Source organism: Agromyces mediolanus, assembly GCF_023715325.1.
GTDB classification, from domain to species: domain Bacteria; phylum Actinomycetota; class Actinomycetes; order Actinomycetales; family Microbacteriaceae; genus Agromyces; species Agromyces mediolanus_A.
In genome coordinates, this window is the sequence record NZ_JAMBNX010000001.1 from 263080 (window position 1) to 287277 (window position 24198).

A 24198-nucleotide genomic window follows, 5' to 3' on the forward strand; every position below is an offset into this window, starting at 1 on the left:
ATCACCCCACCTTGACTGTGACGTGGAGGTGGTCGTAGTGGCCTCCGGTGATGGAGGCGGGGTCGTGCATGCCTCCGCCGTTGTACGGTCGCCAGCCGTCGGAGTCGCGGGCGAGGGACCAGATTTGGCCTTGCCAGATCAGGTACTCGACGCCGAGCACGTCGGCGTTGTCCTTCATCCAGTTGGTGACCTTCCAGCCGGCGTCGAGCTGTTCTGGGTTGGGTCGCTGGCCGATGCGGTTGCCGAAGGTGATGTCGCACGCCCTGCCGAGGGGATGCTCGGACTTGGTGCCGGGGCGCGGTGAGTAGCAGCCCCAGCCGGTGTCGGGGAACGTGGCGAGGGTCTGCTGGTAGAGGTGGAGCAGGCGGGCGGTGATCTTGCCCGAGCTGGTGGGATCGTCGACGAGCCGGTCGGGGTCTCCATCGACACCGACCGGCGTCCCCGCAGTGGCGTTGTTGCAGGCAGCGGGTGATCCGCTGGTCGCCGTCGGCAGGTTCGCGGCACCGTGCTCGTTGAGCCAGGCGGCGGCGTCGATTGCCTCACCGTTCGTGCCGCCGGGCCGGACCTCGAAGTGCAGATGTGCGCCGGTGCTCATGCCCGAGGAGCCGACATCGCCGATGTGCTGCCCGGCGCTCACCCGATCGCCGGGACGGACGTGGATGCCGCTTTGCCACATGTGTGCGTAAGCGGTCGCGACGGTCTTGCCGGCGATGGTGTGCTCGATGACGATGAGGCCGCCGTACCCGCCGGAGAACTCGGCGATGGTGACGGTGCCGTCCGCGGCGGCGAGGATCGGCGTGCCGTCGGGTGCGGCGAAGTCGGTGCCGGTGTGTATCTTTCGTTCGCCCGTGATCGGGTGCACCCGCATCCCGAACGGCGAGGACAGCACCCAGGTGCCCTCGGGCAGTGGGAATACCACCCGCGACGACGAGACCGCCGGGCCACCCACGCCAACCGGAGTGCTGCCGCCGTTGGTGAGGGCGGCGAGGATGCTGTCGGCGACGGGCGCGTAGTTGCGGTAGCGGTCGGGGTAGGCGGAGACCTCGACGGCTTGGGCGGCTTCGCCGGGGTCCATCTGTTGCCAGCCGGGGATGTCGAGCAGGCCGCGTGGCGAGGGGTAGTTCGGTCCGGTCGGCCCGCCGAAGAACGCTCGGGCCTGGTACTGCGGGTCCATCAACTCTGCGACGGTGCCCCATCCTGATTGGGGGCGCATCTGGAACAGGCCGAGGGAGTCGTGGTCGCCGCCGTTGCCGTCGTTCGGGTAGTTCGCCGACTCAGGGTATGCGCCGGTGTTGGTGAGCATCCGCAGTGTGGACTCGGTGAGCGCGGCCATCAGCGCGATCTTGATTCCCGGGCGGCCCACGTCGGTGATGCCGTTGCCGACGGTGATGATCGTTGCCGCGTGCGTGAGCTGTTGACGATTCAGGGTGAAGGTCTCGCCGTTCGTGGTGGTCACGGTGAGCGAGTCCGGGATCGGGCCGAGGTTCGCGGTACCGGCAGGGGTGGCGCAGTAGGCGGCAGCGGGGTTCATCAGCACCCCGATGCCGAGGAGTGCGGCGGCGGGGGCGAAGAGCAGCAGCGCCAGGGCTGCGATGGCGGCTTTGCGGAACACGACGCCAACCTCTTCAGCGCAGCGGGTTGTCGAGTTGAGACAGCCGCAGCAGGTGGCAGGTCGGGTAGGTCGGTGCGCAGACGACGAACACGGTGAACGCGACCGGATGCTCGCTGGTGACCGGTTGGCCGTTCCAGACTCCGGCACGGTGGCGGGTGCCCTCGATCGTTACGGCCGTCGTCCCTGCCGCGAGCTGCCCCGGCTGGGCCTGCGCTACCGCGTCGGCCCAGGCGGCGGGGACGTACGCGGTGTCGATGGTGAGGTGCTGGCGGGTGGCATACTGCCGCAGCTCGATCCAGGCGTCGCGGGTCGGCAGGTACGCGGCCACGTCGGAGGCCAGCCCGGCCTGTTCGTCTCCGCTGGGGTCACCGACCGTGAGGATCGCCGAGGTGTAGTCCAGCGGCCACAGCCCCGAAGCCGTGTCCCAGGCGAACAGCGTTGACGCGACGCCCCGAGCGAATGCCTCGGGATCGGCTGAGCGCGGAACCGCAGGAACCCCCGGCGGTCGCGGCGTGCTCGGTTCCACGGTCGGCGGTGCCGTGGTGACCGGGCCGGGCTCCGGGTCGGGATCGGTGCTGGTGCTGTTGCGTGGGCCAGTCAGGAGTCCGTAGACGCCGACCCCCGTGAGGAGCAGCAGGACGATACCGGCGGCGATGAGGGTGACGAGTCGGCGGCGGTTCCGGGTGTCAGTGGATGCAGGGCTCATGCCGAGCAGGTGCGCACCCCGCACCCACGCCGGCGGTCAGAGCGCGCGGAGGCGTGGCGGCTCCGCCGTGCCTTCGCGGGCGACGCGGAGTGCATCGGCGAACCGGACGGTGCCGTCGGTGGTGGCGAGGAAGTTCTCGAACTGCTCGTCGGTCAGTTCGGCGGCGAGGGTGTCGGTGTCGTAGTGGGTCCACCAGTTCGTCAGCTCGCCCCAGGTCTGGATGAACGCCCGGACCGGGTAGCGGACGGGCTGCCCTTCGTCGGTGACGACCGGAAGGGACCGAGGTGGGGTGCGCTTGCCCTTCTTGATCGACTTCGCCTGGGCCACGGCTGCTTCGGCGCGGGCGTGCAGCTCGGCCTCGCGCCGCTCCCGCGCGGTGGTATCGGCGTCGCGGATCGTTTGGTAGATCGGATGCACCGGGTCACCGGCCTCGATCCTTTCCAGTCCGGCGGCGGCCTCGGCGCGCAACGTCTCGGGCTGAGCGGGGTTGTTGGCGATGTCTTCGAGGTAGCCGATCTTCTCCAGCGTCGTGTGTGACGCACCGCCGGGAATCATCGCCGCCGCTTGCTCCCGGGTCTTCCCGAGTGGCCCGCTCGACGGTGGTGCAAAGTTTGCACCACCGTCGTTCCCCGGCTGGTTCTCGCTGCTGAACTGCGTGGCGGACTTCCGGCGGGCGGCGTCTTCGGCCATGACCTGCTTGATCTCGCGGTACAGGCCGGCGGCTTCGAGCTGTGTGTAGGGCTTGTGCAGCATGTTATCGTCCTGCTCGGCGAGGAGCTGCCCGAGCCGGTCAGACAGACCGCTGCGAACCCACACGTTGACGGTGCGCCAGCCGAGCATCTTGATCGCGGCGAGCCGTCGTGCCCCGCACACCAGCACGCCATCGATGGTGATCGTGAGAGGTTGCAGCAGCCCGTCGCGCTCGATGGACGCGGCCAAGGCGTCGATGTCGCCGAGGTCGGCGCGGTGCCGGGTGCCGACGAGGATCGACTCGACGGTGCGGTCGAGCTGGATGCTGCCGATCTGTGGCTCGATCACGACGACTCACCGCCTCCACCACTCGGAGCGGCCAGTGCGAGCGCAAGGATCAGATCGTCGTCGCGGAGCAGCAGGTCGAGCGTTTCGCCCAGCAGCAGCCGGAGCAGGATGCCGCGACCGCTGCTGGTGGCCACGTAAGCCGGGTGCGGGTTCCCGAGCAGCGCCTTCAGCAGCGCGGCCCAGGAGCGGCGCGGCAGGTCGAGCAGTGCCCGCGCGTGCCGATCGCGGCGCAGTGCCTCGTAGGCGGACTGGCGGGTGCCAGCCTTCATCAACGCCCCGCAGACGTGCTCGACAGCGGCACGCGCCGTGTCGGTCGGCCAGTCGAGCAGGCACAGCATCGCGATGGCGTCCTCGGCCGCCGATCCAGCGGACATGCACGCTTGCGCTGACCCGAGACTGTCGCGCGGTTCCGGTTCGAGGTCGCTGGGACGAAGGTCGGTGGTGTGGAACGCGGGATGGTAGTCGGCCAGCGCGGTGTCGCGTTCGGAGAATCGTTCAGGGTCGTGGAACGCCGAGACGTGGGCGCGGCGGGCCTGGTGCACCGAGCAGAGCAGACCTTGAGCGCGTTCCTCGTAGACGCAGGTGATCCGCACGGCGTGGGTGATGATCGCCCACGGATCGTTGGCTTCACGGGTCGAGCGGTACTGCATCGCGTCGAACGCCGCCGTCACCGCTTCCCAGGTGTCGAGCCTGTGTTTCCTCGCGAGCGCGCGGTACTTGTCGGCGGCGAACTCCATCAGGTCGCGGGCCACCGGGTCGTGAACCCAGGCATCCTCGCCGCCCTCGGCGAGGCGATTGAGCAGGGCACGCAGGCCCTCGCCGGTGGTGAAGTCCTCAGCCCCGTCGGCCGTCTGCTCGGTGCTGGTGCTGGTTGGTCTGGTCATGGTGTCGGCACCTCCTGGCAGGCAGGTGCGCACTCGCTCCCACGAGCGCGTCCTGCATGCCGATGCCGTCGCAGCCATGACCTGTCACCACCGTCAACTCATCGAGACCCCGGAGCGGGACACCTGCGAGGCAGGTGCGGTGCTGCACCCGAACGCCGAGATCGGCGGCAACCGCCGGGCGCGATCCCCGAGACGACGAACACCTGCACCGAGCGGGGTGCGGGTGCGGCGTGCCAGCTCGGCCTGGAAGTCGAGACCCCGCCCGGCCGCGTGCGCCGAGTGCCGGGCGATCAAGTCAGTGGGGCGCACCCACTCCACGCCTCGCCCACGAACGAGCGCGTGCCGCTTGTCGTCGCGGGCGACCGGCGCGGCCCGCACCGCCTCCGGCGTACTCATCACTTCGACCGACTCGGGGCGCTCCCGCGGCTCCTCGGGCACCAGCCGTGCGGGATCGGGCCTCGCGGAATCGTTGCGCTGGGGGTTCTCAGTGGTGTTCATGGGATCGTCTCCTCCCGCTCGTCGGCGGTGTCAGTGGTGTCAGTGAGGTGCGCGACGGCGAACCAGCGGCCCACCGTCGACGGATGCACCCCGAGTTCGCGGGCGATCCGCTTGTTCGACCAGCCCGCCTCGCGCAGCTCCCACCCCAGCGCCCGCCGATCCGCCACACCCTCATCGCGACGGTTGGCCTCCATCTCGCCAGGCGGCAGCGCAGGCATCGAATCCGCGGTGTTCGTCGAGAACGAGTCGGCAGTGGCGGGTTCCGCATGGGGGTCGGTGGTGCGGGTGAGAATCACGGTCAGGTGCGTGATGGCCAGCAGCACGACGGGCGGCACCGCGGCGACCGAGGCCGCGAGCATCCTTGGCACGTCGGCGTCCGCGGCGACGACAGCATGAATGGCGTTCGCCGTCACCGACACGAGCGCGCCGCCTACCAGCAGCGCCCACGGATACCAGGCCGAGCGCTGCCCGGCGAGCGCGACGACGGCAACCGTGGCGACGACGATGATGCCGTCCACGATCAGCGGCCACGCCCACGCCTGCCCAGCCCCGATCCCGGAGCGAGCAGCCAGATCGGCCAACGACGTGAACGACAGCCAGAACGCCCCGGCGGCGATGAACACCGTCCCCGCGACCGCCGTCATCGCGGCCCAGCGCCGCCCTCCCGATTCACGCCTCACAGCCCAGCCCTCCCCAAGGCTGCGGACGGTGGGCTCGCCGAGCGACCGAACCACCGACCCGCGCTCTGGCTCCGGCCGCCGGGCGTCACTTCGGATGCGGGCTGGGTGGCTCGGTAGGCGGAGCGCACGGTCTGGGTGATCTCGCGATCACCCAGACCCGCCGACTGTGCCGCAGCACCCAGCGCATCGAGCGCCTCGGCGGGCGAGACGCCGTTCTCTGCGAGGCGGCAGGCAGCCCAGAACAGGCCTCGGTTCCGCTCGCCCTCACCCCGCCCAGCGACCCACGTCGCCAACCGCTCAGCATCCTCATCCATCGAGCCGCTGCTGGCGCGTAGTGGAGCGACGGGGCGCGGGTCGAGGAAGTCCCGCAGACGGGCCGCGTCCACATGACCGACCGAGTGCGCGGCGATGTCCGCGACCTCGTAGCGGCACACACTGCCGTCGATGATTCGCCGGGAGGGAGGAGCGATGATGTAGCCGCCGTCGCCCCGGAAGTCGACGCCCGCGGTGGCTGCCTGCCACGACCGCTGCTCGCGGCCCGGGGTCGCCGGGAAGTACACGTGCGCGCCTCCGGTGGGTGTGCGCACGAGCAGACCCGCGCCATCGACGAGCCCCGCGTCGGTGGCGCGCTGGAACGCCGCGCGGCCGTCGTGGGGGCCGTGGACATCGACATCGACGACGACAACGCCGGATGGAGCGCCGGTCGGGATGCCGATGTTCGCGTTCGGTGTGCGCGACCACCACGCGGCAACCTGTTCCGGGTCGCTGCTCGCATCGAGGAACCCACGGCGGGTCAGCGGACGCTTCCCCTCGACGACGCACGGAAACACGGGCACGCCAGCCGCCGCGAGGCTCCGCGCCGCGAGCCCCAGGCTCGGTGAACGATCCACGCGAATGAGCGCCGCCAGGACATCGAATGCTTCGGGCATCACAGCCTCCGCACTGCCAGCGCTGGCGCCGACGCAGCACGCGGACGATCGGTCTCCACCGAGTTCGCAGCCGTACGGGAGGTGCGCGGACTGGGAGCGTCGCGTTCGAGTCCGGGCGGGGTGCCGTCGCCGACCTGGAGCGTGTCGAGCTGGTCGAGGATCGCCAGCGCGGTCTTCCGCACCCGCTCGCCGGTGGACTGCACCACCTGGACGGGCTCTTGGCCGTCCACGCGGGCGGCCCAGGTCGAGACGTACGGGATCGTGTACCCGGTGGTGTCCATGCCGTGCGCGGCACCGATCATCAGCGCGACGGACTCGGCTTCGACCTCGCGGATGCCGCGATGCTGACGTGCTTCCTCGTCGTCGGGATCGTGCATCAGCACGTGCGCCAGCTCGTGCGCGAGCGTCTTGACCTGCGCAGCAGGGTCCATGTTCTCCCGCACCGCTACCGTGCGCTCCTCATAGTCGGTCATGCCGTTCGCGCCGGAGATCATCCCCTCGTGTGGCACCCGCAGCACCTCGAACCCCGCGCCGCGAATCTGCCCGGCCAGCCCGTCCCACAGCCCCGAGGGTGCTTCGCCTTCCAGCAGCGTCGGAGCGGGCGGAACTGGCAATGGTTCTCCGTCGGTCTGGGAGGCATCCCACACGTAGGCCGGCCGGGCTCCGACCATCCGCGAGCGCACCACCTCGCCGGCCTTCGGCGTCTCCCTCGGCCCGAGCCGCCGCCACGAGCCCGCATCGGCAGGGGTCGCGGTGGCGAACCGGCCCGTCACGGGCGCGAAGATCATGTAGCCCGGCTGGCCCTTCATCACCTGCCGACCGAGCCCCTGCCACTGCCGGTACCCGGCAACCAGGGTGGGGAAGGGTTCGGGCACGCGGCCTGCCTCGAACGCGGCTTCGTGCTGCACCCAGATCAGCATCGTGTTGTTGAACGACCGCGACCGGAACCGCGCCGCGAAGGCGAGCGCCTGGCGCCAGTCGTCACCCGAGACCAGCGACTCGACCGCGCCGGTCAGCTTCTCGTGCAGCTCGTCGAGCTTCGCCTCTCGCGCCGCGCGGGCGTCCTCGTTCGATGCCATGCTCCGGCCTCCTCTTCGGCGGGCCGCGACGCGGCTGCGCGCGGCGGTACACCTGGCAGGTAGGCGCGAACACCCGCGCCCAGACCGTGAGCTGGACATCGTTCACCTCCTTGAGGCAGCCCGAGCCGAGACCGGGACGCAACATTGAGCATGCTCAAAATGCCCCGGAGTCCTGTTCTAACACTGACCGTTGAGCATGCGCAAGCCTTGATTTGTGCATGCTCAACGAGTACGGTTGAGCATGCACAACCACCTTCTGGGTGGACTACATCGATGCCTTGCCCGTTGCGAAGGGAAGGGGGTCACCGTCATGACCGAAGACGAGAGCCAGGCTGCGGCCGAAGACCTCGCCAAACGTCTGCGGCTCCTGATGGATGTCGCCGTCGCCGAGTCCGGCACGGAGCCGACCTACTCGCAGATCGCCGGCTACCTCCAAGAACGAGGCACCAACCTGTCGCGGTCGCGCTGGACGTACATGGTCAACGGCCACCGCTACGTCCAAGACCCCGCCGTCTTCGAAGGGCTCGCGGAGTTCTTCGACGTGGACGCCGCGTTCCTGCTCGGCGAGGACGGTGCTGCCACTCCCGAGAAGGTCTCTGCGCAGCTCGACCTGGTTCGGTCCATGCGTGCCGCGAAGGTGAAGTCCTACGCTGCCCGCACCCTCGGCGATATCTCGCCGAAAGCACTCCACGCCATCACCAAGTTCCTGGACGAGGAAATGACACACATGCCCGAGCACTGACCGGTACCGCACGATGGAGCCGCCACCGGTCCCTGCTCCCTACAGAGAAGGGGCGAACCGTGAAGATCGAACAGACCGTATCGGCGGCCGTCGCGGGCCTTGAGCTCGGCAATACCTTCGCCCTTGACGATCTCCTCCACACCGTCCAAGACCGGCGGCACCGTAGGCTCCGCGTCGTCGAACTCGCAGACCTCGACACCCACGACGGCCTCTGCGCGCTCTGGCTCTCCACCGATGCCGAAGACGTCGTGCTTCACGCCCGCAGCGACTCCGCGCTGCATCGCCAGCAGTTCGTGCTCCACGAGCTCGCCCACATGATCCTTGGCCACGGCGAAGGCGACGGCTGTGCAGTCGGGGAGGTACTGCTGCCCAACATCCCGCCGTACACCAGAGGTCGCCTGCTCAGGCGGCAAGACCTCGACAGCGAAACCGAGATCGCCGCCGAGTCCCTCGCCGACCGGCTCGCCGCCGGCATCCGAGGGTCGGTGTTCGCAGAGTCCAGATACTCGGAGATATTCGGATGATCCAGACGCTCGTCGCAACGCTCATGTGGGCGCTCGTGGCGAGCCTGCTCATCTTCCGACGCAAACGCACCGACCGAAGCATCACCTACGCCGCCCTCACCATCGCCATCGCGATGACGCTCAACGTGGATGCCGCCTACAGCGCCGTCGATCGACTGCTCGGTGGCACCGACCTCGCCACCCTGATCGCGGACGCGCTCCTGATGACCGGGCTGTTCTTCCTCGGCCGCGGCGTCATGAAGACCGGCGAGTACCGGCCCAGGCTCGTCCGAGCCGCCGTCAGCATCCCCGTCCTGCTCGTCGCGCTGCTCGCGATCACCGCATCGTTCCTGCTCATCGACCGCGGCACCACTACCACACGATTTATGATCGACCTCGGCGCACAGCCAGCGGCGGCGGTCTACTCGATCATCAACTTCACCTACTGCCTCGTCATTGTCGTGGCGATGCTCGTCCTCGCCATAAGGCAGTACCGGCACAACACCGGCATCCAGCACCTCCCCGCGGCACTGTTGAGCCTGGGGTCGGCGTTCGGCGTCGCGCTCTGCCTCGCCGTGATCGTCATGGACGTTGCCCACGCCACGGGCCACCTCGACCTCATGCACACTATCCAGTCCGCCTACGATCCGCTCTCCGTCCTGACCTTCGTGTTCCTCTGTGCCGGGTTCGCGATCCAGCCTGCCGTCCGTCGCGCTCAGCACCGCGCCCGGCAGAGGCAGACCGTCGCCCTCACAGCGCAGCTGGAGTCGCTTTGGCACCAGGCGACGCGCGCACGGCCCGGGCTGAGCCAGGCCGACCCCCTCGCCGCCAGTAGCGAAGACCCCGAAGGGCACCTCCACCGAGTGATCGTCGAAATCCGCGACGCGATGATCGACCCTCGCATCACCTTCGACATCAGCACCGACGACCGCGACCTGCTCGAACGCGCCGAGAGCCACCTCGTCGGAAGCGACAGTGCCCTCGCGACGACCTCGCCCGTTCCCTACGTCGAGGAGCGGGAGTCGTGATAGGCCGCATCGCTCTCGGCGCTGGGGCCGCGGCGGCAGCGGTTGCCGGGGTCGGGTGGGCCATCGCGCGGCGGCTCACCGCACCCGTCGGCCCACGAATGTTCGACCTCACCGTTCGAGGCGTCGAGTACACCGACGACGGCGACCTGATCGTGCTCGACCGCACCGACCAGGCCGCCGCGCCAGGCATCTACAATCTCTGGTTCGAGCACGGCGGCTGGGCGCAGCTCGCCACAGATACCGTCGATCGAGGACCCACCCGCGTCGCTCGCAGGATCACGGGCACCACATCGGGTTTCACTCCGAAGACCGGCGATTGCGCCTCCTGGAGCGGCATCTACTACGCCACCCCAGCCGACGCCGGACTCCACACACGCGACATCACGATCACGACCCCCGCAGGACCATGCCCGGCCTGGCGCATCGACGGCGACCTCGCGACCTGGGCCATCCACATCCACGGCCTCGGCAGCACCCGCGCCGGCACCCTCCGCGGCGTCCTCGCCGCAACCGAACTCGGCTACACCTCCCTCGTCGTCAGCTACCGCAACACAGCAGAAGGGCCGCGAGTTGGCACCGGCCGGACGACCTTCGGCTACGCAGAGACGAGCGACGTTGACGAGGCCATCGGGTACGCCGTCCGACGAGGAGCCGAACAGGTCGTGATCTTCGGCTGGTCGATGGGTGCCGCTGTCGCTCTCCAGCTCGCCGACCACCCGCGACATCCGGGACTGATCGCCGCGCTCGTACTCGACTCCCCAGTCCTCAACTGGACCGAAGTCATCAAGTCCAACTGCGCCCGCAGCGGATGGCCTGCAGCAGCCGGGCACCTCGCGATCCCGTGGCTCACCCTCGACCCACTGGCACGCACAGTCGGCCTGCCAGGACGCATCCCACTTCCCACCTTCGACTGGACATCCCGAGCCGTAGAGCTCAACACGCCGACCCTGATCCTCCACGGCACCCGAGACGACTCCGTGCCGATCCGGCTCTCACAAGCACTCCGAGACGCTCGCCCGGACCTCGTTGAGCTTGAGACCTTCGATGCCGGCCACACCCTCTGCTGGAACAGCGATCTGGACCGCTGGCGGAACACGGTGACCGCCTGGCTCAAGGTGCGCATCCCACGCTGATCGGCAGAACGCAGCGGCCACTCTCGAAACCCGTCTCGTTCGGCCACGCCCGGAGAAACCCAACTCAAGCCGTACCTCAGCCGGTATCATCGTGGGTGTTGGCCTGCCTGGGCCATTGAGCGAGGGAGGACCAACGTGGCTGAGCCGTGGCTGTCCGCAGACGACATCGCCGCCCACCTCGGGGTCACCAAAGACACCGTCTACACCTGGATCGCCGAGAAGGCCATGCCCGCCCACAAGGTCGGACGCCTCTGGAAGTTCCAAGCCAGCGAGATAGACGACTGGGTGCGCGCGGGTGCGGCGGCCAGTGACCAAGAGCTCCACGTAGCCCATCCCGGTGTCGGTGGACGCTCCTACGCTCATGACAACGACGAGCACGGGGAGGGGGGAAGATGAACCTGAAAGACGCCCAGCGCTTGGTGAAGTCCAAGCAACGCGTTGCGGACCACGGCGAGGTGTTCACGCCGGCGTGGATGGTCGAGGACATGCTCGACCTCGTTAAGCACGAGTCTGAGCGGATCGACTCCCGCGTACTCGAACCCGCCTGCGGCTCGGGCAACTTCCTCATCCCCGTCCTGGCTCGCAAGCTCGCCACGGTCGAGCTTCGGCACGGCAAGAGCGAGTTCGAGAAGCGCCACTACGCATTGTTCGCGCTCATGTGCACCTACGGTATCGAACTTCTCGCAGACAACGCCGAAGAGTGCCGCCACAATCTCGCCGAGGTGTTCAACACATTCTTGGGTATCGGCAACGATGACCAGTGGGCGCGAGCGGCCCGCGCGGTTCTCGCCGTGAACATCGTCCAGGGCGATGCCTTGACCATGACCGTGCCAAGCGGCCAGCCGATCACCTTTCCTGAGTGGGGCTACCTCGGCAAAGGCAAGTTCCAGAGGCGCGACTTTCGCTACGACGACCTCACTCAGCGCGCCTCGTACGAGGGAACCCTATTCGGCGAGCTCGATGACGAGGACCTGTTCGTCCCCGCGCAGACTTACCCGACGATGACCGTCAGTCAGATCGCCGAGGCCGCCGCGTGACCCTTGCACCTTTCACCCTCCGAGGGCACAACCCGGATGTGTTGACGTGCATCGCGAACCTCTCCAACGATGAGGTCTTCACCCCGCCGGAGTTCGCGAACCAGATGCTCGACACGCTTGCCGCCGCGTGGGCAGACGCCAACGACGGCGCCGACATCTGGACCAACCCCGATGTCACGTTCCTCGATCCTTTCACCAAGTCGGGGGTCTTCCTTCGCGAGATCACTCGCCGCCTCACCGACGGACTGATCCTGACGTTCCCTGACCTCGCCCAGCGCGTCGATCACATCCTCACCCGTCAGGTTTTCGGCATCGGGATCACACAGCTCACTGCACTGCTGGCTCGCCGGAGTGTCTATTGCTCGAAGTTCGCCAACGGCCCGCACTCGATCGCCAGGTCGTTCACGACCGAGGACGGCAACATCTGGTTCGATCGCACGGACCACGCCTGGGGCGGTGGCAAACGCGAGTTTCGGGTTGATCCGCTTACGCGCGAAGAGATCGCCGTCTATACCAACCGCAAGTGCACCTACTGCGGTGCTAGCGAAGGCAGCTACGCACGCGGTGACGACTTGGAAACTCACGCCTACGCATTCATCCATACCGACGACATCAGAGCTCGGATCGCCGAGCTGTTCGGAGACAACATGCAGTTCGACGTCATCATCGGCAACCCGCCCTATCAGTTGGGGGATGGAGGCGGTGGTGGCGGCGCGTCGGCCACGCCCATCTACAATCTCTTCGTCGAGAAGGCACTCGCGCTCGACCCTCGCTATGCCGTGATGATCACCCCGTCGCGATGGTTCTCGGGCGGGAAGGGTCTGGACGATTTCCGGGATCGGATGCTCGCCGACCACCGCTTTGCGAAACTCATCGACTATCCGCAGCTGTACGACGTCTTTCCTGGCGTGAAGATTCGAGGCGGCGTGTCGTACTGGTTGTGGAGTCGAGACCATGAGGGACCGTGCGAGGTCACCACCAAGATCGGAGACGAGGCTATCGGCGAACCCGCACTTCGGATGCTTGACGCCTATGACGTGCTCGTGCGTCGCAACGAGGGCGTGCGGATTCTGGACAAGGTGAGGGCGCACAGAGTTGACGGAGAGTCGGAGCCTCTCCTCGGCGATGTGGTGTCTGCCAGGAAGCCATTTGGGCTGACGAACCAAAGGGGCAAGGCGACTCCGGTCGGGTTGAATGATCCAGTCCTGGTGTATGGAAACCAGACTGAGTCGTACATGGAGCGATCTGCGATTACGAGCAACGTCGAATGGGTCGACAAGTGGAAGGTCTTATTGGTCAAGGCCCACGGAACGAGTGGCCGCGATGACGTTACGATTCTGGGCGAACCGGTCGTGGCCGGCCCAGGTACCGCGTGTACCGAGACCTACCTCGTGATCGGGGTTGTGGACTCCGAAACAGAGGCTCGGAATCTGGCCATCTACATGCGGACGCGCTTCGTTCGATTCCTCGTCTCGCTTCGCAAGATCACCCAGAACATCACTCGCGACTCCTACCTGTTTGTCCCAAGGCTCTCGATGGATCGAGTCTGGACTGATCGTGACCTCTATGAGCGCTACGACATCGATAGTGAGCAGGTTTCATTCATAGAGTCGTTGATCGCCGAGCGTCCGAGCAACGACGTGCCTGGTTCCGATGAGGACGGCGATGAGTAGAGACATCGATCAGCTTCTCCCGGAGAAGCCCGAGGCACGACTGCGTATCTATGCGTGGTCGCCGAACGATCCACCAGTCGGCTACGCGGGCCTTCTCAAGGTGGGACAGACGACGAAGGCGGATGTGAACGCGCGCATCCGCGAGTCTCAGGGGCAGATGCAACAGGCATACACGCTGCACGTTGATGAGCTCGCCGAACGAGGCGACGGGACGGTGTTTCGCGACTCAGATGTGCGCCAACGGCTGATCGACAAGGGCTTCGAGAACCCGATCTTCGGCTCAGCGCGAGAGTGGATGCGGTGCACCCCAGACGATGTGCGCACGGCGATCACTGAGCTTCGCACAGGCGTGAAGCTCAGTGGAACCCATCATGAGAAGTTTCCGATGCGCCCGGAGCAAGCCAGCGCCGTGGACAAGGCCGAGGGCTACTACGAGTCCATCTGGGCCGAGGACTCTCACGCGGTGCCACGGTTCCTGTGGAACGCCAAGATGCGCTTCGGGAAGACCTTCGCCTCCTACCAACTCGCGAAGCGGCTCGGCGCCAAACGCATCCTCGTGGTCACCTTCAAGCCCGCAGTGGAGGACGCCTGGCAGACCGACCTGGAGTCTCACGCCGACTTCGACGGCTGGCAGTACCTCTCCTCGGCCACCGGGGGCAACCCAGATGAGGCGGACAAGACTCGGCCACTGGTCTACTTCGGTTCGTTCCAGGACCTACTCGGGCGAGATCGGAAGACCGGCCTCATCAAGGCGAAGAACGAGTGGGTCCACACCACCAACTGGGACCTCGTCATCTTCGATGAATACCACTTCGGTGCGTGGCGAGAGTCCGCCAAGGAGCTGTTCGAGGGCGAGGACGAGAAAGTCAAGCAGAAGGAACTGGCCGCGGAGTACAACGACGGCCTCGTGGCTTTCGACGAGGAGCTTGACGAACTCGGCAACGACGAGGACGACTTCCTGCCGATCACCACCCGCGCCTACCTGTACCTGTCGGGCACGCCATTCAAGGCGCTGGCAACCGGTGAGTTTATCGAGGAGCAAATCTTCAACTGGACCTACACCGATGAGCAGCGCGCCAAGGCCGAGTACGCCGTCGCGCAACCGGACGCCTGGAACCCGTACGGGGCACTCCCGGAGATGCGTCTGTTCACGTACCAGATGCCTGACGAGTTGATTGCCGTTGCGAATCAGGGAGAGTTCGACGAGTTCGACCTCAACGAGTTCTTCGAGGCAAAGGGCGCCGGCAAGGACGCCGAGTTCACCCGCAAGACCGACGTGCAGAAGTGGCTCGATCTCGTCCGCGGCGCTCACCTGCCCACCCAGGTCGACGCGATGCGAATGGGCACCCGCCCGCCATTCCCGTACTCCGATGTCCGACTCCTGCCGTACCTTCAGCACTCGTTCTGGTTCCTGCCCAACGTTGCTGCCTGCGAGGCAATGTCGAACCTGCTCGCGGAGAAGCAGAACGTGTTCTGGCACGACTACAAGGTCCTCGTCGTCGCGGGTCCCGGCGCGGGCATCGGGCTGGATGCTCTCCCGCCAGTGCGGGCGGCGATCGGCGACGGCCACGACACGAAGACGATCACCCTGTCGTGCGGCAAGCTCACCACGGGCGTCACCGTCAAGCAGTGGTCCTCGATCCTGATGTTGCGCAACCTCAACTCACCCGAGACCTACTTCCAGGCAGCCTTCCGTGTGCAGTCACCGTGGTCGATCAAGAACCCCGACGGCGACAACCCAAGCGCCGAAGCCGTCCTCAAGCCGGTGTGCTTCGTGTTCGACTTCGCGCCGACCCGCGCGCTGCGTCAGATCGCCGACTACGGCGCGGGCCTCTCACCGGAGACGCCGAACCCCGAGCAAGCCGTAGAGGAACTCGTGAAGTTCCTGCCCGTGTTGGCCTACGACGGGTCGAACATGACCCAGGTCGATGCCGGCGGCATCCTCGATATCGCCATGTCGGGCACCTCCGCGACCCTCCTGGCCCGCAAGTGGGAGTCCGCGATCCTCGTCAACGTCGACAACGAAACCCTGCGCAAGATCATGAACAGCCCCGACGCCCTCAACGCCGTCATGAACATCGAGGGTTTCCGTGCACTCGGCAACGACATCTTCGAGACCGTCGTGAACAAGAGTGACGCCGTGAAGAAGGTGAAGAAGGAGAAGGGCGAGGACATCACTCCGGCGGAGAAGAAGGAGCTGACGGCGGAGGAGAAGGAGTACAAGTCCAAGCGGAAGCAGATTCAGGAGAAGCTGGTCAAGTTCGCCACCCGCATCCCTGCATTCATGTACCTGACCGACTTCCGTGAGAACACTCTTACCGACGTCATCACCAAGCTCGAACCCGGCCTGTTCCGCACCGTCACCGGACTGACCGTCGAGGACTTCCACCTCCTCGTGAATCTCGGCGTCTTTAACGCCACCCATATGAACCAGGCCGTCTTCGCCTTCCGCCGCTACGAGGACTCCTCCTTGTCCTACACCGGCATCGAGTCCCACAAGGGCCTGCGTCGCTACGGCCTCTACGACACCGTCGTCGCCGTCAACGACGAGACCGTAGTCTGACCACCCGTCAGCCCGTATCGAGAGAGCCGCATGTCCTTCCAGACCCGGCGCAGCATCGAGGAGATGCTCACCGCCATCCACAAGCGCGAGTATCTGATGCCAGCTATCCATCGTGAATTTGTCTGAAGCACGGATACCCTGTCGGCTCCTTCCTGCTCTGGAACTTCAAGCCCGAGACCGCGCAGTCGTACACGTTCTACGAGTTCCTGACGAGCTACCACGAGCGCGACAACCTTACGCGGACAAGACAACGGTTCCCTCCGGGCAGCAAGACCCTTCAGCCGATTGGTCAGAGGTACCGGCAGATCGACTCGGGTGTGCAGGCCTCCGGCGACGTCTGTGCTGCGTTCGCGCGCAGCTCGGCGACGCTGGTACGGAGCAGGCGGAGATGCTCAAGCTGCTCGTCGATCTCGACCAGTCGCCGGTCGAGGAGGTCTCGAACATGACCGCACGGCGACCCGCCCGCGTCACGTACTTCGAGGATCTCGGCGGTTTGCGCGAGGGTGAGCCCTGCTGCGCGGGCCCGGTCGATGAACTCGAGCCGCTGCACCGCCTCGTCGCCGTAGTTGCGGTACCCGGCCGGGGTACGCTCCGGAGGTTGGAGCAGCCCGCGCTCCTCGTAATACCGCAGCGTGGACGCCCTCGTCTTCGCCTTCCCCGCGAGTTCTCCGATCCGCATCGTCACCTCCGCCACCGACTTGACCTTCAAGCATACTTTAAGGTCCATTCTTTCAGGAGTGGCCGCATGAGTGGCCGGTTCGAACTTGAGGAGGCATCGTGACACAGCACACAGAGGTTGATCTCGTGGTGATCGGGACGGGCGGGGCGGCGATGTCCGCAGCGATCCACGCGCGCCTCGAGGGGGCCAGCGTGGTCGCCATCGAATCGGGAACCCTCGGCGGTACCTGCGTGAACGTGGGTTGTGTGCCGTCCAAGACGCTTCTCGCGGCCGCGCACACCCGGCACTCCGCCCTCACGAACCCGTTCTCAGGCGCCCCCAGCTCTGCTGGGATGGTCGATCTCAGCGCGCTCATCGAGCAGAAGGATGATCTGGTTGGGATGCTCCGCCAGACCAAGTACGCCGACATCGCCGCTGCCTACGGGTTTGACATCCTCCCGGGCACTGCAACGTTCACAGACGCGGGAACCCTGCTCGTGGATGGACGACCGGTGCGCGCGAAGTCGTATCTCGTCGCCACCGGCGCCGAGCCGCACGTGCCGGCAATCCCTGGGCTTGAGCAGGTTGATTACCTCACGTCGACCACAGCGATGGAACTGACGGAACTGCCCGCGTCGCTCGTGGTGATCGGCGGTGGCTTCGTCGGCCTGGAACAGGCGCAGCTGTTCGCCCGGCTCGGAGTAGAGGTCACCGTCATCGGTCGGCTCGCCCCGCACGCCGAACCGGAACTGTCATCCGAGCTCCGCAAGGCCTTCCTGGCCGAGGGGATCAGCGTCATCGGCGACCGCGCAGCCACGATCACCCAGCACGAGGGCCTGGTCCAGGTGACGACCCGCAACGGGAAGGACGCGACCGGTGAACGTGTCCTCGTTGCCACCGGTCGCACCCCGCGCACCGAAGGGCTCAACCTTCCTGCTGCGGGTATCGCGACCGACGAGCGCGGCTTCGTCATCGTAGACGAGCAGCAGCGGACCACGAACCCGGCTGTGTTCGCCGCCGGTGACGTCACTGACGTGCCCCAGTACGTGTACGTCGCCGCGAGGACTGGGAAGATCGCCGCGCACAACGCCCTGGGTCACGACGAGCGAGTCGACTACACCGGGTTGCCGTCTGTGCTGTTCACCTCACCCCAACTGGCCTCCGCCGGGATCACCGAAGCCAGCGCCATCGCCGCCGGATACCGGTGCGCCTGCCGATTCCTACGACTTTCCGACGTGCCCAGGGCCATCGCCAACCACGACACACGCGGCGGCATCAAGGTCGTCGCCGACGCCGACACCGGCAAAGTCCTCGGTATCCACGCCCTCGCCGACACCGCTGGGGAGATGATGCTCGCCGCAACCTACGCCATCACCGCCGGATTCACCGTCACCCAACTCGCCGACACCTGGGCCCCCTACCTCACCATGGCCGAAGGCATCCGCCTCACCGCGAACCTCTTCCGCAACGAACTCCCCACCTCCTGCTGCGCCTGACACAAGAGCCGGGCCCAGCGATGTGGTGATCCAAGTGATATCCGCGACGCCTTCAACACCGGCACCGACCGCGTGATCGACGCCTACGCGGTCAGCGTGGGCTCAGTTGAGGCAGCGGCGCCGAGCACGTCGTCTGGGCCGCTCACACGCGGAGCGCACCGGGACACTCAGCCGCCAGGTAGCAACCACAGCACGCTGCCATCTACGCAGTCGGCTACGAGTTCAGAGGCCGAAGGCACCACCACTGACGAGGATGAAGATGCCCAGGCCGATGAGCACGATCGGGAACAGGATGTGTTCCCAGCGTTCCAGGAGTTCGGCGATCGGTCGGCGGGTGGCGACGAACTTGCCCAGGCCGACGAGGGCGGCGACCAGGGCGAGGAACACGATGCAGTACGCCACCACGGCCGCTGGGCCCACGCTGAGGAAGACCGGGACGTAGACGCCGATGTTGTCCCCGCCGTTGGCGAAGGTCACCCCGGCCACCGTCCACACCCCAACCTTCTTGCCCTCGACCTTTGCCTCATCGTCATCGTCGGCACCGCGGTTGCGCCAGGCTTGCCACGCAGCCCAAAGTCCCAACCCCAGCGGAATGAGTCCGAAGTAGGGGATGACCTCCGGCGGCAGGAACGCTCCCGCCCCGAGCGTCACCAGCACGGAAGCGCCCAGGATGCCAGCGAACCCGAGGTACTGTCCGACCAGGATTCGGGCGGTGGTCCCGCGCCGGCCCGCGCCTCGGGCGAAGAACAAGGAGAGCACGATGATGTCATCGATGTTCGTGGCGATGAATAGGCCGATCGCCTGCAGGACGGAGGACAGGATCATGCGCCCACCGCCGCGTTACAGCCGCCTGGCGACCCAGCGGTTCCGGCAGCCGCGTGCCGTTGATACTCTGCGACCATCATTGTCCGTTCCTGGTGTGGTTTGGGCCTCGGAGGTAAAGCAGTACGCCCAGGGCGACGCCGAAACCGAGGATGACGTCGGCAAGGTTGCCGATGAACAGGTTGCCGTAGGCGAGGAAGTCGGTGACATGACCGCGGCCGAATCCGGGAGGGGCGAACAGCCGGTCCAGGAGGTTGCCGACTGCGCCGCCCCACACCAGGCCGATCGCGACCGCCCACCCGGCCGATGGAGCGCGCGCGGCGGCGATGAGCAGGGCGATGGACGCCGCGGTCGCGATGACGGTGAGCAGCCACGTTGAATCGGACCCTAAGGACATGACGGTGCCGGGGTTGAACGCGAGCTGTAAGCCGAGCCAGTCTCCCAAGAGCGGGATTGCGGTCATCCTCGCTGAGCTGAGCTGAGCGAGGGCGAGTGCCTTGCTGCCTTGGTCGATCAGCACCGCGCCGGCGGCGACGGCGCACGCGAGCAGGAACCAGCGGAGCCGGACGCGCGCCGCCGCCGGGCCGGCAGAACTCGCTTCCACGGCATCCGCTTTTCCCGGGGAGGGAGCGGAGCCGTCAAGGGGATCGGTCATGCCTTCGTGCGCCGCGCCGCGCGGAGCCCGTTGAGGATGACGACGACTTCAGCGACCTCGTGTACAAGCACGACCGCGGCGAGCCCGAGGACTCCGGTGATCGCGAGCGGCAGCAGCGCCACGATGATCGCGATCGACAACACGACGTTCTGGTTGATGATGTTGCGGCCGCGGCGGGCGTGGGCGAGGGCCTGTGGGATGAGGCGCAGGTCGTGGCCGGTGAACGCGACGTCGGCCGACTCGATCGCAGCATCGGCGCCCTTGGCTCCCATAGCGATCCCCACATCCGCGGCCGCCAGCGCGGGAGCGTCGTTGATGCCGTCCCCGATCATGGCAGTGGGCTGAGACTTCGACAACTTCGCGACGGCGGTGGCCTTGTCCTCGGGGCGCAGCTCGGCGCGCACGTCCCTGATGCCGGCCTGGTCGGCCAGCGCTGCGGCGGTGCGGGCGTTGTCGCCGGTGAGCATCGTCACCCCGATCCCGCGGCGGTTCAGCGTGGCGATGACCTCGGGAACCTCTGGGCGCAGTTCGTCACGCACCCCGATCGCCCCGGCCGGCTGGTCGCCTCGGTGCACGATGACGACGGTCATCCCCTCGGACTCCATCGCCCGCACCTGGTCGGCCAGTGATCCGGCATCCAGCCAGCGGGGGCTACCGACGGCGAGACGGGCACTACCGAGCGTGCCGGTGATGCCGCGCCCGGCGGTCTCGGTGACGTCGTGCGCGGTCGGGGCGTCGGGGACGGCCTTCGTGATCGCGGCAGCCAGCGGGTGCGTGCTGTGACCTTCCAGGCTCGCCGCCCACGCCAGCACCTCATTCTCGGTCGCGCCGGTGGTGACGACGCGGGTCACCGTGGGCTCGTTGCGGGTCAGCGTGCCGGTCTTGTCGACGGCGAGGTGGCGGATGCCGCCGAACCGCTCGAACGCGGCCCCGGACTTCACGACCACACCGAACTTCGACGCCGCGCCGATCGCGGAAACAACGGTGACCGGGACGGCGATCGCCAGCGCGCACGGCGAGGCTGCGACCAGCACCACCAGAGCGCGGGTGATCCACAGCTCAGGGTCGCCGCTCAACAGCGACCCAAGCACGCCGACCAGCACGGCGAGGATCATCACGCCGGGCACCAGCGGGCGGGCGATCCGGTCGGCCAGGCGGGCACGGTCGCCCTTCTCGGCCTGCGCCTGCTCGACCAGCTCCACGATGGTGGTGAGCGAGTTGTCGGTGCCGGCGGCGGTGGCCTCGACCTCGAGCACGCCGGTGGTGTTGATTGACCCGGCCGAGACGTCGGTGCCCGGTTCGACCTCGACCGGGATCGATTCACCCGTGATCGCGGACGTGTCCAGGCTGCTTCGCCCGGCCCGCACGGTGCCGTCGGTGGCGATCCGTTCGCCCGGCCGGACCACCAGGACATCCCCGACGCGCAGCTCCTTCGCCTCGACCTCGGCGGTGGCGTCGCCGCGCTTGACGAGTGCGGTGTCGGGCACGAGCTTCAACAGCGCCCGCAACCCTGCGCGGGCGCGGTCCATCGCCTTGTCCTCCAGCGCCTCCGCAATGGAGTACAGGAATGCCAGCGCGGCGGCCTCCTCGACGTAGCCGAGGATCACCGCGCCGGTCGCGCTGATCGTCATCAGCAGCCCGATGCCGAACTTGCCCTTGGTGAACAGCTTGCGCAGCGCGCCCGGCACGAACGTGTAAGCGCCCAGCAGCAGGCCGATCCAGAACAGCACCAGGCTCGCGGTCTCCGCGCCGGTCCACTCGCACACCAGGCCGGCGGCGAACGCGACGCCGGAGGCGATCGGGATCAGAACGCTCGGGCTCCGATACCACGGCCGGTCATCGTCATCATCGTGGTCGTCGAGGTCGACGTGCTCGACCTGCGAACCTGTGACCGCGCTCACGCCCGCACCTCCCCCGCCTGGCAACCCTCGACCCCGCAGTCCGGGTCCATGCACGGCACGCTCTCGTCGACCGCAAGCGTGACATCCACCAGCGCCGTCAGCGCGCGGGCCAGGTGCGGGTCTGCCACCTCGTAGCGGGTCTGTCGGCCCTCGGGCTCGGCCACCACGATCCCGCACCCGCGCAGGCATGTCAGATGGTTCGACACGTTCGAGCGCGACAACCCCAGCTCGCGGGACAGCACCGCCGGGTAGCTCGGCCCGGCCAGCAGGGTCAGCAGAATGCGGGAGCGGGTCGGGTCGGCCATAGCTCGGCCGAGCCGGTTCATCACGTCGAGTCGATCGGAAATAGTCAGCATACGATGACTATACACTGTACGATGTATATTCGGCGCCAGGTGTCCTCACGAGCGGCGAGTCAGTTGACAGCTCCCTACCAGCGAGCGTGGCGAAGTGCTCGAAGATCCGTCGTGGAGAATATGTCCCGTTCCTCGGTGCCGGCGTCCCGCTCGATTAAGGTCGACGACTACTTGGCCGCCGCATGCCTGCTGCCGAACCTTCAGTTGCTGGGTGGGGCCGCCAACATCGAGAAGCAGGATGGACTGCCTGCGGAGTGGATGGACACCGCCTTCCCGAGCGAGAACAAGCGAGCTACGTACCTTGCCGAGGACGACCTCGACGGCCTTCCGCTCGACTTGGCCGACTTCACCTCGTTCTTCGAGCAGCGCAAGCAGCGAGTCCGGGTCCGCCTGCTCGCCGCTCTGGGAACGACACCGGGAGCACCGGAGGACGCCGCTCTCGCGTAGCCCACGTTCACGCGGCGAGCAGTGACAGCGCGGACACAGCCTGGAGGGGTAGCACTCCGTTGCCGAGGGCGGTGATCTGTTGATTCTGCGTCAGGTCGCCGCTATCGGTGACCCATCCAGTCGGCAGGCCCATGAGCCATTCGACGAATGCCGGTGCTGGGCGGGGGCCGTCGGCGTCGTTCAGGAGGGCTGGCGCTTGCGCGGGTCGCCCGGTGATGTGTTCCCAACGAGTGATGGCGTCGGCGTAGCGTCCCCATCGCTGAACAGTCCGTCGATCAGCGACCACAGCGTCTCCGATTCGGCTCTCCTGTTCGATGAGCCACCCGGTCCGTGGAGGGCGAAGTCGATGATCTGGTGCGACTGCGAGCATCGTGACTGCGCCACCACCTGGGGTCTGACCCTTGCTTATGACCGGCCCTGCGGGTGCCCTCGCGTTGACGTGTCGGCCCCGGGTGGTGGCGTTCACCAGGCTGCTGGCCGGGTGGGCAGTGACCTGATAGGAGCCTGACTCGACCAGGGCCTCATCGCAGTCCTGTCCGCCCACTCCGGCCAGCTGAGCCATGGACAGCCCGCCCGGAAAGTGCGAGAGAGGATCCACAGCCCGATGCCCAGCATGCAGCTTCGGCGTGACGATGTCATCGTCGGCGTCGACACCCACAAGGACAACCACGTAGCGGTCGCGATCGACGGCTTTGGCGGCCGGCTCGGCGACATCGTCGTGCCCACCACCATCGCCGGGTTTGAGGAGCTCCTCGCCTTCTGTCTGGCCTTCGTCGGGTCGGCCGGTCGGCTGATCGGGTTCGGCGTCGAGGGCACCGGCTCCTACGGGGTCGGCTTGGCGCGCTACCTGCGCAACCACGGTCACGACGTCCACGAGATCGCCCGCCCAGCACGGGCCGCGGAACGTCGACTCGCAGGGAAGAACGACACCATCGATGCCGAGCACGCTGCACGCCAGCTACTGGCTGGGCACGGGCTGTCGACACCCAAGACCGCCGACGGCGCGGTCGAAACGATCAGGCTGGTCAAGATCGCCTACGACGGTGCCGTTCAAGCGCGGACAACCGCGATGATCACGCTCAAGGCGACCCTCGCGACCGGGAGCGAGGCGTTGCGGGCGGAGCTGGAGACGCTCACCGACCACAAGCTGATCCTCGCGTGCGCGGCGCTGGAGGGTCCGACTCCACTGCCGCCCGTGCGCCGTGGCGCACCTGCCGTTGTTGTGCCGGGCGACCCGGATGTGGCGATGCGACACGTGCTGTCCTCGATGGCGAAGCGTTGGCTGGCGCTGCACGAGGAGGCCAAGGCTCACGCCGCATCACTGAAGGCACTCACTGCGGCCGCTGCGCCCCAGCTCGTCGAGGCCGTCGGCGTCGGCTACGACACTGCGGCACAGATGCTGATCACCGCCGGCGACAACGCCAACCGGATCAAGTCCGAGGCAGCGTTTGCCAAGATGTGTGGCGCGTGCCCGATCCCGGCTGGATCCGGCAAGACCAACAGCCGGCACCGTCTGTACCGCGGCGGGAACCGGCAGGCCAACGCCGCGCTGTATCGCGTGGTCATCGTGCGCATGCGCTGGCATCAGCCGACGATCGACTACGTGGCCCGTCGCACCGCCGAGGGCATGTCGAAGCGGGAGATCATCCGGTGCCTGAAGCGGTACCTCGCTCGCGAGCTCTTCCGCCTGCTGCCGGCCCCGGACGCCATCGCCAAGCCCGTTAATGGAGAGCTCGAAATCGCGGCCTGATCGACTTG

At 67.1% G+C, this 24198-nt stretch carries 24 protein-coding genes; 11 read left to right on the top strand and 13 right to left on the bottom strand.

The features are described from left to right. Position 1: 1 nt before the first annotated feature. The 8 genes from M3147_RS01295 to M3147_RS01330 all read right to left on the bottom strand — a co-directional run bounded on the left by M3147_RS01295 (position 2) and on the right by M3147_RS01330 (position 7426). Entirely contained in the window at positions 2–1612 is a 1611-nt protein-coding gene (locus M3147_RS01295) for a M23 family metallopeptidase (protein ID WP_188550601.1), read from the bottom strand. A 13-nt stretch (positions 1613–1625) separates the two neighbouring features. Beyond that, positions 1626–2318 carry a hypothetical protein gene (locus M3147_RS01300; RefSeq protein WP_034717461.1) on the bottom strand — a complete coding sequence of 231 codons (693 nt, stop codon included), beginning with the start codon at positions 2316–2318 and terminating at the stop codon, positions 1626–1628. Between the two features lie 36 nt (positions 2319–2354). After that, positions 2355–3356 (bottom strand): ParB N-terminal domain-containing protein, encoded by a 1002-nt coding sequence (locus M3147_RS01305; RefSeq protein ID WP_188550600.1) that lies wholly within the window; start codon positions 3354–3356, stop codon positions 2355–2357. Then, a complete protein-coding gene (locus tag M3147_RS01310) occupies positions 3353–4240 on the bottom strand; it encodes a hypothetical protein (RefSeq protein WP_013601301.1) in 888 nt (295 codons plus the stop codon). Before M3147_RS01310 ends, M3147_RS01305 begins: the two co-directional genes overlap by 4 nt. A 93-nt stretch (positions 4241–4333) precedes the next feature. Then, entirely contained in the window at positions 4334–4738 is a 405-nt protein-coding gene (locus M3147_RS01315; RefSeq protein WP_077684802.1) for a hypothetical protein, read from the bottom strand. Next, on the bottom strand, positions 4735–5382 hold the full coding sequence (locus M3147_RS01320) for a DUF2637 domain-containing protein (protein ID WP_013601299.1): 648 nt from the start codon (positions 5380–5382) through the stop codon (positions 4735–4737). Before M3147_RS01320 ends, M3147_RS01315 begins: the two co-directional genes overlap by 4 nt. Positions 5383–5414: 32 nt before the next feature. Beyond that, entirely contained in the window at positions 5415–6347 is a 933-nt protein-coding gene (locus M3147_RS01325) for a bifunctional DNA primase/polymerase (protein WP_251201715.1), read from the bottom strand. After that, positions 6347–7426 carry an ImmA/IrrE family metallo-endopeptidase gene (locus tag M3147_RS01330; RefSeq protein ID WP_251201716.1) on the bottom strand — a complete coding sequence of 360 codons (1080 nt, stop codon included), beginning with the start codon at positions 7424–7426 and terminating at the stop codon, positions 6347–6349. The genes M3147_RS01325 and M3147_RS01330 overlap by 1 nt, the downstream gene beginning before the upstream one ends. Positions 7427–7736: 310 nt before the next feature. Between M3147_RS01330 and M3147_RS01335 the strand changes: the two genes are divergently transcribed. The 8 genes from M3147_RS01335 to M3147_RS01370 all read left to right on the top strand — a co-directional run bounded on the left by M3147_RS01335 (position 7737) and on the right by M3147_RS01370 (position 16105). Further along, a complete protein-coding gene (locus tag M3147_RS01335; protein WP_013601296.1) occupies positions 7737–8168 on the top strand; it encodes a hypothetical protein in 432 nt (143 codons plus the stop codon). Positions 8169–8227: 59 nt separating this feature from the next. Next, positions 8228–8692 (top strand): hypothetical protein, encoded by a 465-nt coding sequence (locus M3147_RS01340; RefSeq protein ID WP_013601295.1) that lies wholly within the window; start codon positions 8228–8230, stop codon positions 8690–8692. Next, a complete protein-coding gene (locus M3147_RS01345; protein ID WP_251201717.1) occupies positions 8689–9699 on the top strand; it encodes an MAB_1171c family putative transporter in 1011 nt (336 codons plus the stop codon). Before M3147_RS01340 ends, M3147_RS01345 begins: the two co-directional genes overlap by 4 nt. 98 nt (positions 9700–9797) lie before the next feature. Next, a complete protein-coding gene (locus tag M3147_RS01350) occupies positions 9798–10832 on the top strand; it encodes an alpha/beta hydrolase (RefSeq protein WP_100811335.1) in 1035 nt (344 codons plus the stop codon). Positions 10833–10967: 135 nt separating this feature from the next. Next, complete coding sequence (locus M3147_RS01355) at positions 10968–11228, top strand: helix-turn-helix domain-containing protein (RefSeq protein WP_013601292.1); 261 nt, start codon at positions 10968–10970, stop codon at positions 11226–11228. Beyond that, on the top strand, positions 11225–11869 hold the full coding sequence (locus M3147_RS01360) for an N-6 DNA methylase (protein WP_013601291.1): 645 nt from the start codon (positions 11225–11227) through the stop codon (positions 11867–11869). Before M3147_RS01355 ends, M3147_RS01360 begins: the two co-directional genes overlap by 4 nt. Next, the gene (locus tag M3147_RS01365) at positions 11866–13542 is read left to right on the top strand and encodes an Eco57I restriction-modification methylase domain-containing protein (RefSeq protein WP_251201718.1); all 1677 of its coding nucleotides are present in this window, start codon (positions 11866–11868) and stop codon (positions 13540–13542) included. Before M3147_RS01360 ends, M3147_RS01365 begins: the two co-directional genes overlap by 4 nt. Further along, positions 13535–16105 (top strand): DEAD/DEAH box helicase family protein, encoded by a 2571-nt coding sequence (locus M3147_RS01370; protein ID WP_251201719.1) that lies wholly within the window; start codon positions 13535–13537, stop codon positions 16103–16105. Before M3147_RS01365 ends, M3147_RS01370 begins: the two co-directional genes overlap by 8 nt. 289 nt (positions 16106–16394) lie before the next feature. On the opposite strand, the gene M3147_RS01375 is transcribed toward M3147_RS01370, so the two are convergent. Then, complete coding sequence (locus tag M3147_RS01375) at positions 16395–16784, bottom strand: heavy metal-responsive transcriptional regulator (RefSeq protein WP_188551966.1); 390 nt, start codon at positions 16782–16784, stop codon at positions 16395–16397. 152 nt (positions 16785–16936) lie between these two features. Between M3147_RS01375 and merA the strand changes: the two genes are divergently transcribed. Further along, positions 16937–18259, top strand: coding sequence for a mercury(II) reductase (gene merA / locus M3147_RS01380; RefSeq protein WP_236021854.1), 1323 nt, complete (start codon positions 16937–16939; stop codon positions 18257–18259). A gap of 222 nt (positions 18260–18481) precedes the next feature. On the opposite strand, the gene M3147_RS01385 is transcribed toward merA, so the two are convergent. The 4 genes from M3147_RS01385 to cmtR all read right to left on the bottom strand — a co-directional run bounded on the left by M3147_RS01385 (position 18482) and on the right by cmtR (position 21993). Next, positions 18482–19084, bottom strand: coding sequence for a cadmium resistance transporter (locus tag M3147_RS01385; protein ID WP_100810821.1), 603 nt, complete (start codon positions 19082–19084; stop codon positions 18482–18484). A 76-nt stretch (positions 19085–19160) separates the two neighbouring features. Then, on the bottom strand, positions 19161–19685 hold the full coding sequence (locus tag M3147_RS01390) for a signal peptidase II (RefSeq protein WP_236021811.1): 525 nt from the start codon (positions 19683–19685) through the stop codon (positions 19161–19163). 47 nt (positions 19686–19732) lie between these two features. Continuing rightward, positions 19733–21544 (bottom strand): cation-translocating P-type ATPase, encoded by a 1812-nt coding sequence (locus M3147_RS01395; RefSeq protein ID WP_285873152.1) that lies wholly within the window; start codon positions 21542–21544, stop codon positions 19733–19735. A gap of 89 nt (positions 21545–21633) precedes the next feature. After that, complete coding sequence (cmtR, locus tag M3147_RS01400) at positions 21634–21993, bottom strand: Cd(II)/Pb(II)-sensing metalloregulatory transcriptional regulator CmtR (protein WP_026926287.1); 360 nt, start codon at positions 21991–21993, stop codon at positions 21634–21636. Positions 21994–22128: 135 nt separating this feature from the next. On the opposite strand from cmtR, the gene M3147_RS01405 reads away from it, so the two are divergent. Both M3147_RS01405 and M3147_RS01410 read left to right on the top strand, forming a co-directional pair. Further along, positions 22129–22440, top strand: coding sequence for a hypothetical protein (locus tag M3147_RS01405; protein ID WP_251201721.1), 312 nt, complete (start codon positions 22129–22131; stop codon positions 22438–22440). 604 nt (positions 22441–23044) lie between these two features. Then, positions 23045–24190, top strand: coding sequence for an IS110 family transposase (locus M3147_RS01410; protein WP_013599792.1), 1146 nt, complete (start codon positions 23045–23047; stop codon positions 24188–24190). Positions 24191–24198: the final 8 nt, after the last annotated feature.

Excerpts from the sequence above, each read along its gene's own strand:
- M3147_RS01300 (WP_034717461.1), bottom strand. The coding sequence starts at position 2,318 with ATGAGCCCTGCATCCACTGACACCCGGAACCGCCGCCGACTCGTCACC.
- M3147_RS01310 (WP_013601301.1), bottom strand. The coding sequence starts at position 4,240 with ATGACCAGACCAACCAGCACCAGCACCGAGCAGACGGCCGACGGGGCT.
- M3147_RS01315 (WP_077684802.1), bottom strand. The coding sequence starts at position 4,738 with ATGAACACCACTGAGAACCCCCAGCGCAACGATTCCGCGAGGCCCGAT.
- M3147_RS01320 (WP_013601299.1), bottom strand. The coding sequence starts at position 5,382 with ATGACGGCGGTCGCGGGGACGGTGTTCATCGCCGCCGGGGCGTTCTGG.
- M3147_RS01325 (WP_251201715.1), bottom strand. The coding sequence starts at position 6,347 with ATGCCCGAAGCATTCGATGTCCTGGCGGCGCTCATTCGCGTGGATCGT.
- M3147_RS01330 (WP_251201716.1), bottom strand. The coding sequence starts at position 7,426 with ATGGCATCGAACGAGGACGCCCGCGCGGCGCGAGAGGCGAAGCTCGAC.
- M3147_RS01335 (WP_013601296.1), top strand. The coding sequence starts at position 7,737 with ATGACCGAAGACGAGAGCCAGGCTGCGGCCGAAGACCTCGCCAAACGT.
- M3147_RS01345 (WP_251201717.1), top strand. The coding sequence starts at position 8,689 with ATGATCCAGACGCTCGTCGCAACGCTCATGTGGGCGCTCGTGGCGAGC.
- M3147_RS01350 (WP_100811335.1), top strand. The coding sequence starts at position 9,798 with ATGTTCGACCTCACCGTTCGAGGCGTCGAGTACACCGACGACGGCGAC.
- M3147_RS01360 (WP_013601291.1), top strand. The coding sequence starts at position 11,225 with ATGAACCTGAAAGACGCCCAGCGCTTGGTGAAGTCCAAGCAACGCGTT.
- M3147_RS01370 (WP_251201719.1), top strand. The coding sequence starts at position 13,535 with ATGAGTAGAGACATCGATCAGCTTCTCCCGGAGAAGCCCGAGGCACGA.
- M3147_RS01375 (WP_188551966.1), bottom strand. The coding sequence starts at position 16,784 with ATGCGGATCGGAGAACTCGCGGGGAAGGCGAAGACGAGGGCGTCCACG.
- merA (WP_236021854.1), top strand. The coding sequence starts at position 16,937 with ATGTCCGCAGCGATCCACGCGCGCCTCGAGGGGGCCAGCGTGGTCGCC.
- M3147_RS01385 (WP_100810821.1), bottom strand. The coding sequence starts at position 19,084 with ATGATCCTGTCCTCCGTCCTGCAGGCGATCGGCCTATTCATCGCCACG.
- cmtR (WP_026926287.1), bottom strand. The coding sequence starts at position 21,993 with ATGCTGACTATTTCCGATCGACTCGACGTGATGAACCGGCTCGGCCGA.
- M3147_RS01410 (WP_013599792.1), top strand. The coding sequence starts at position 23,045 with ATGCCCAGCATGCAGCTTCGGCGTGACGATGTCATCGTCGGCGTCGAC.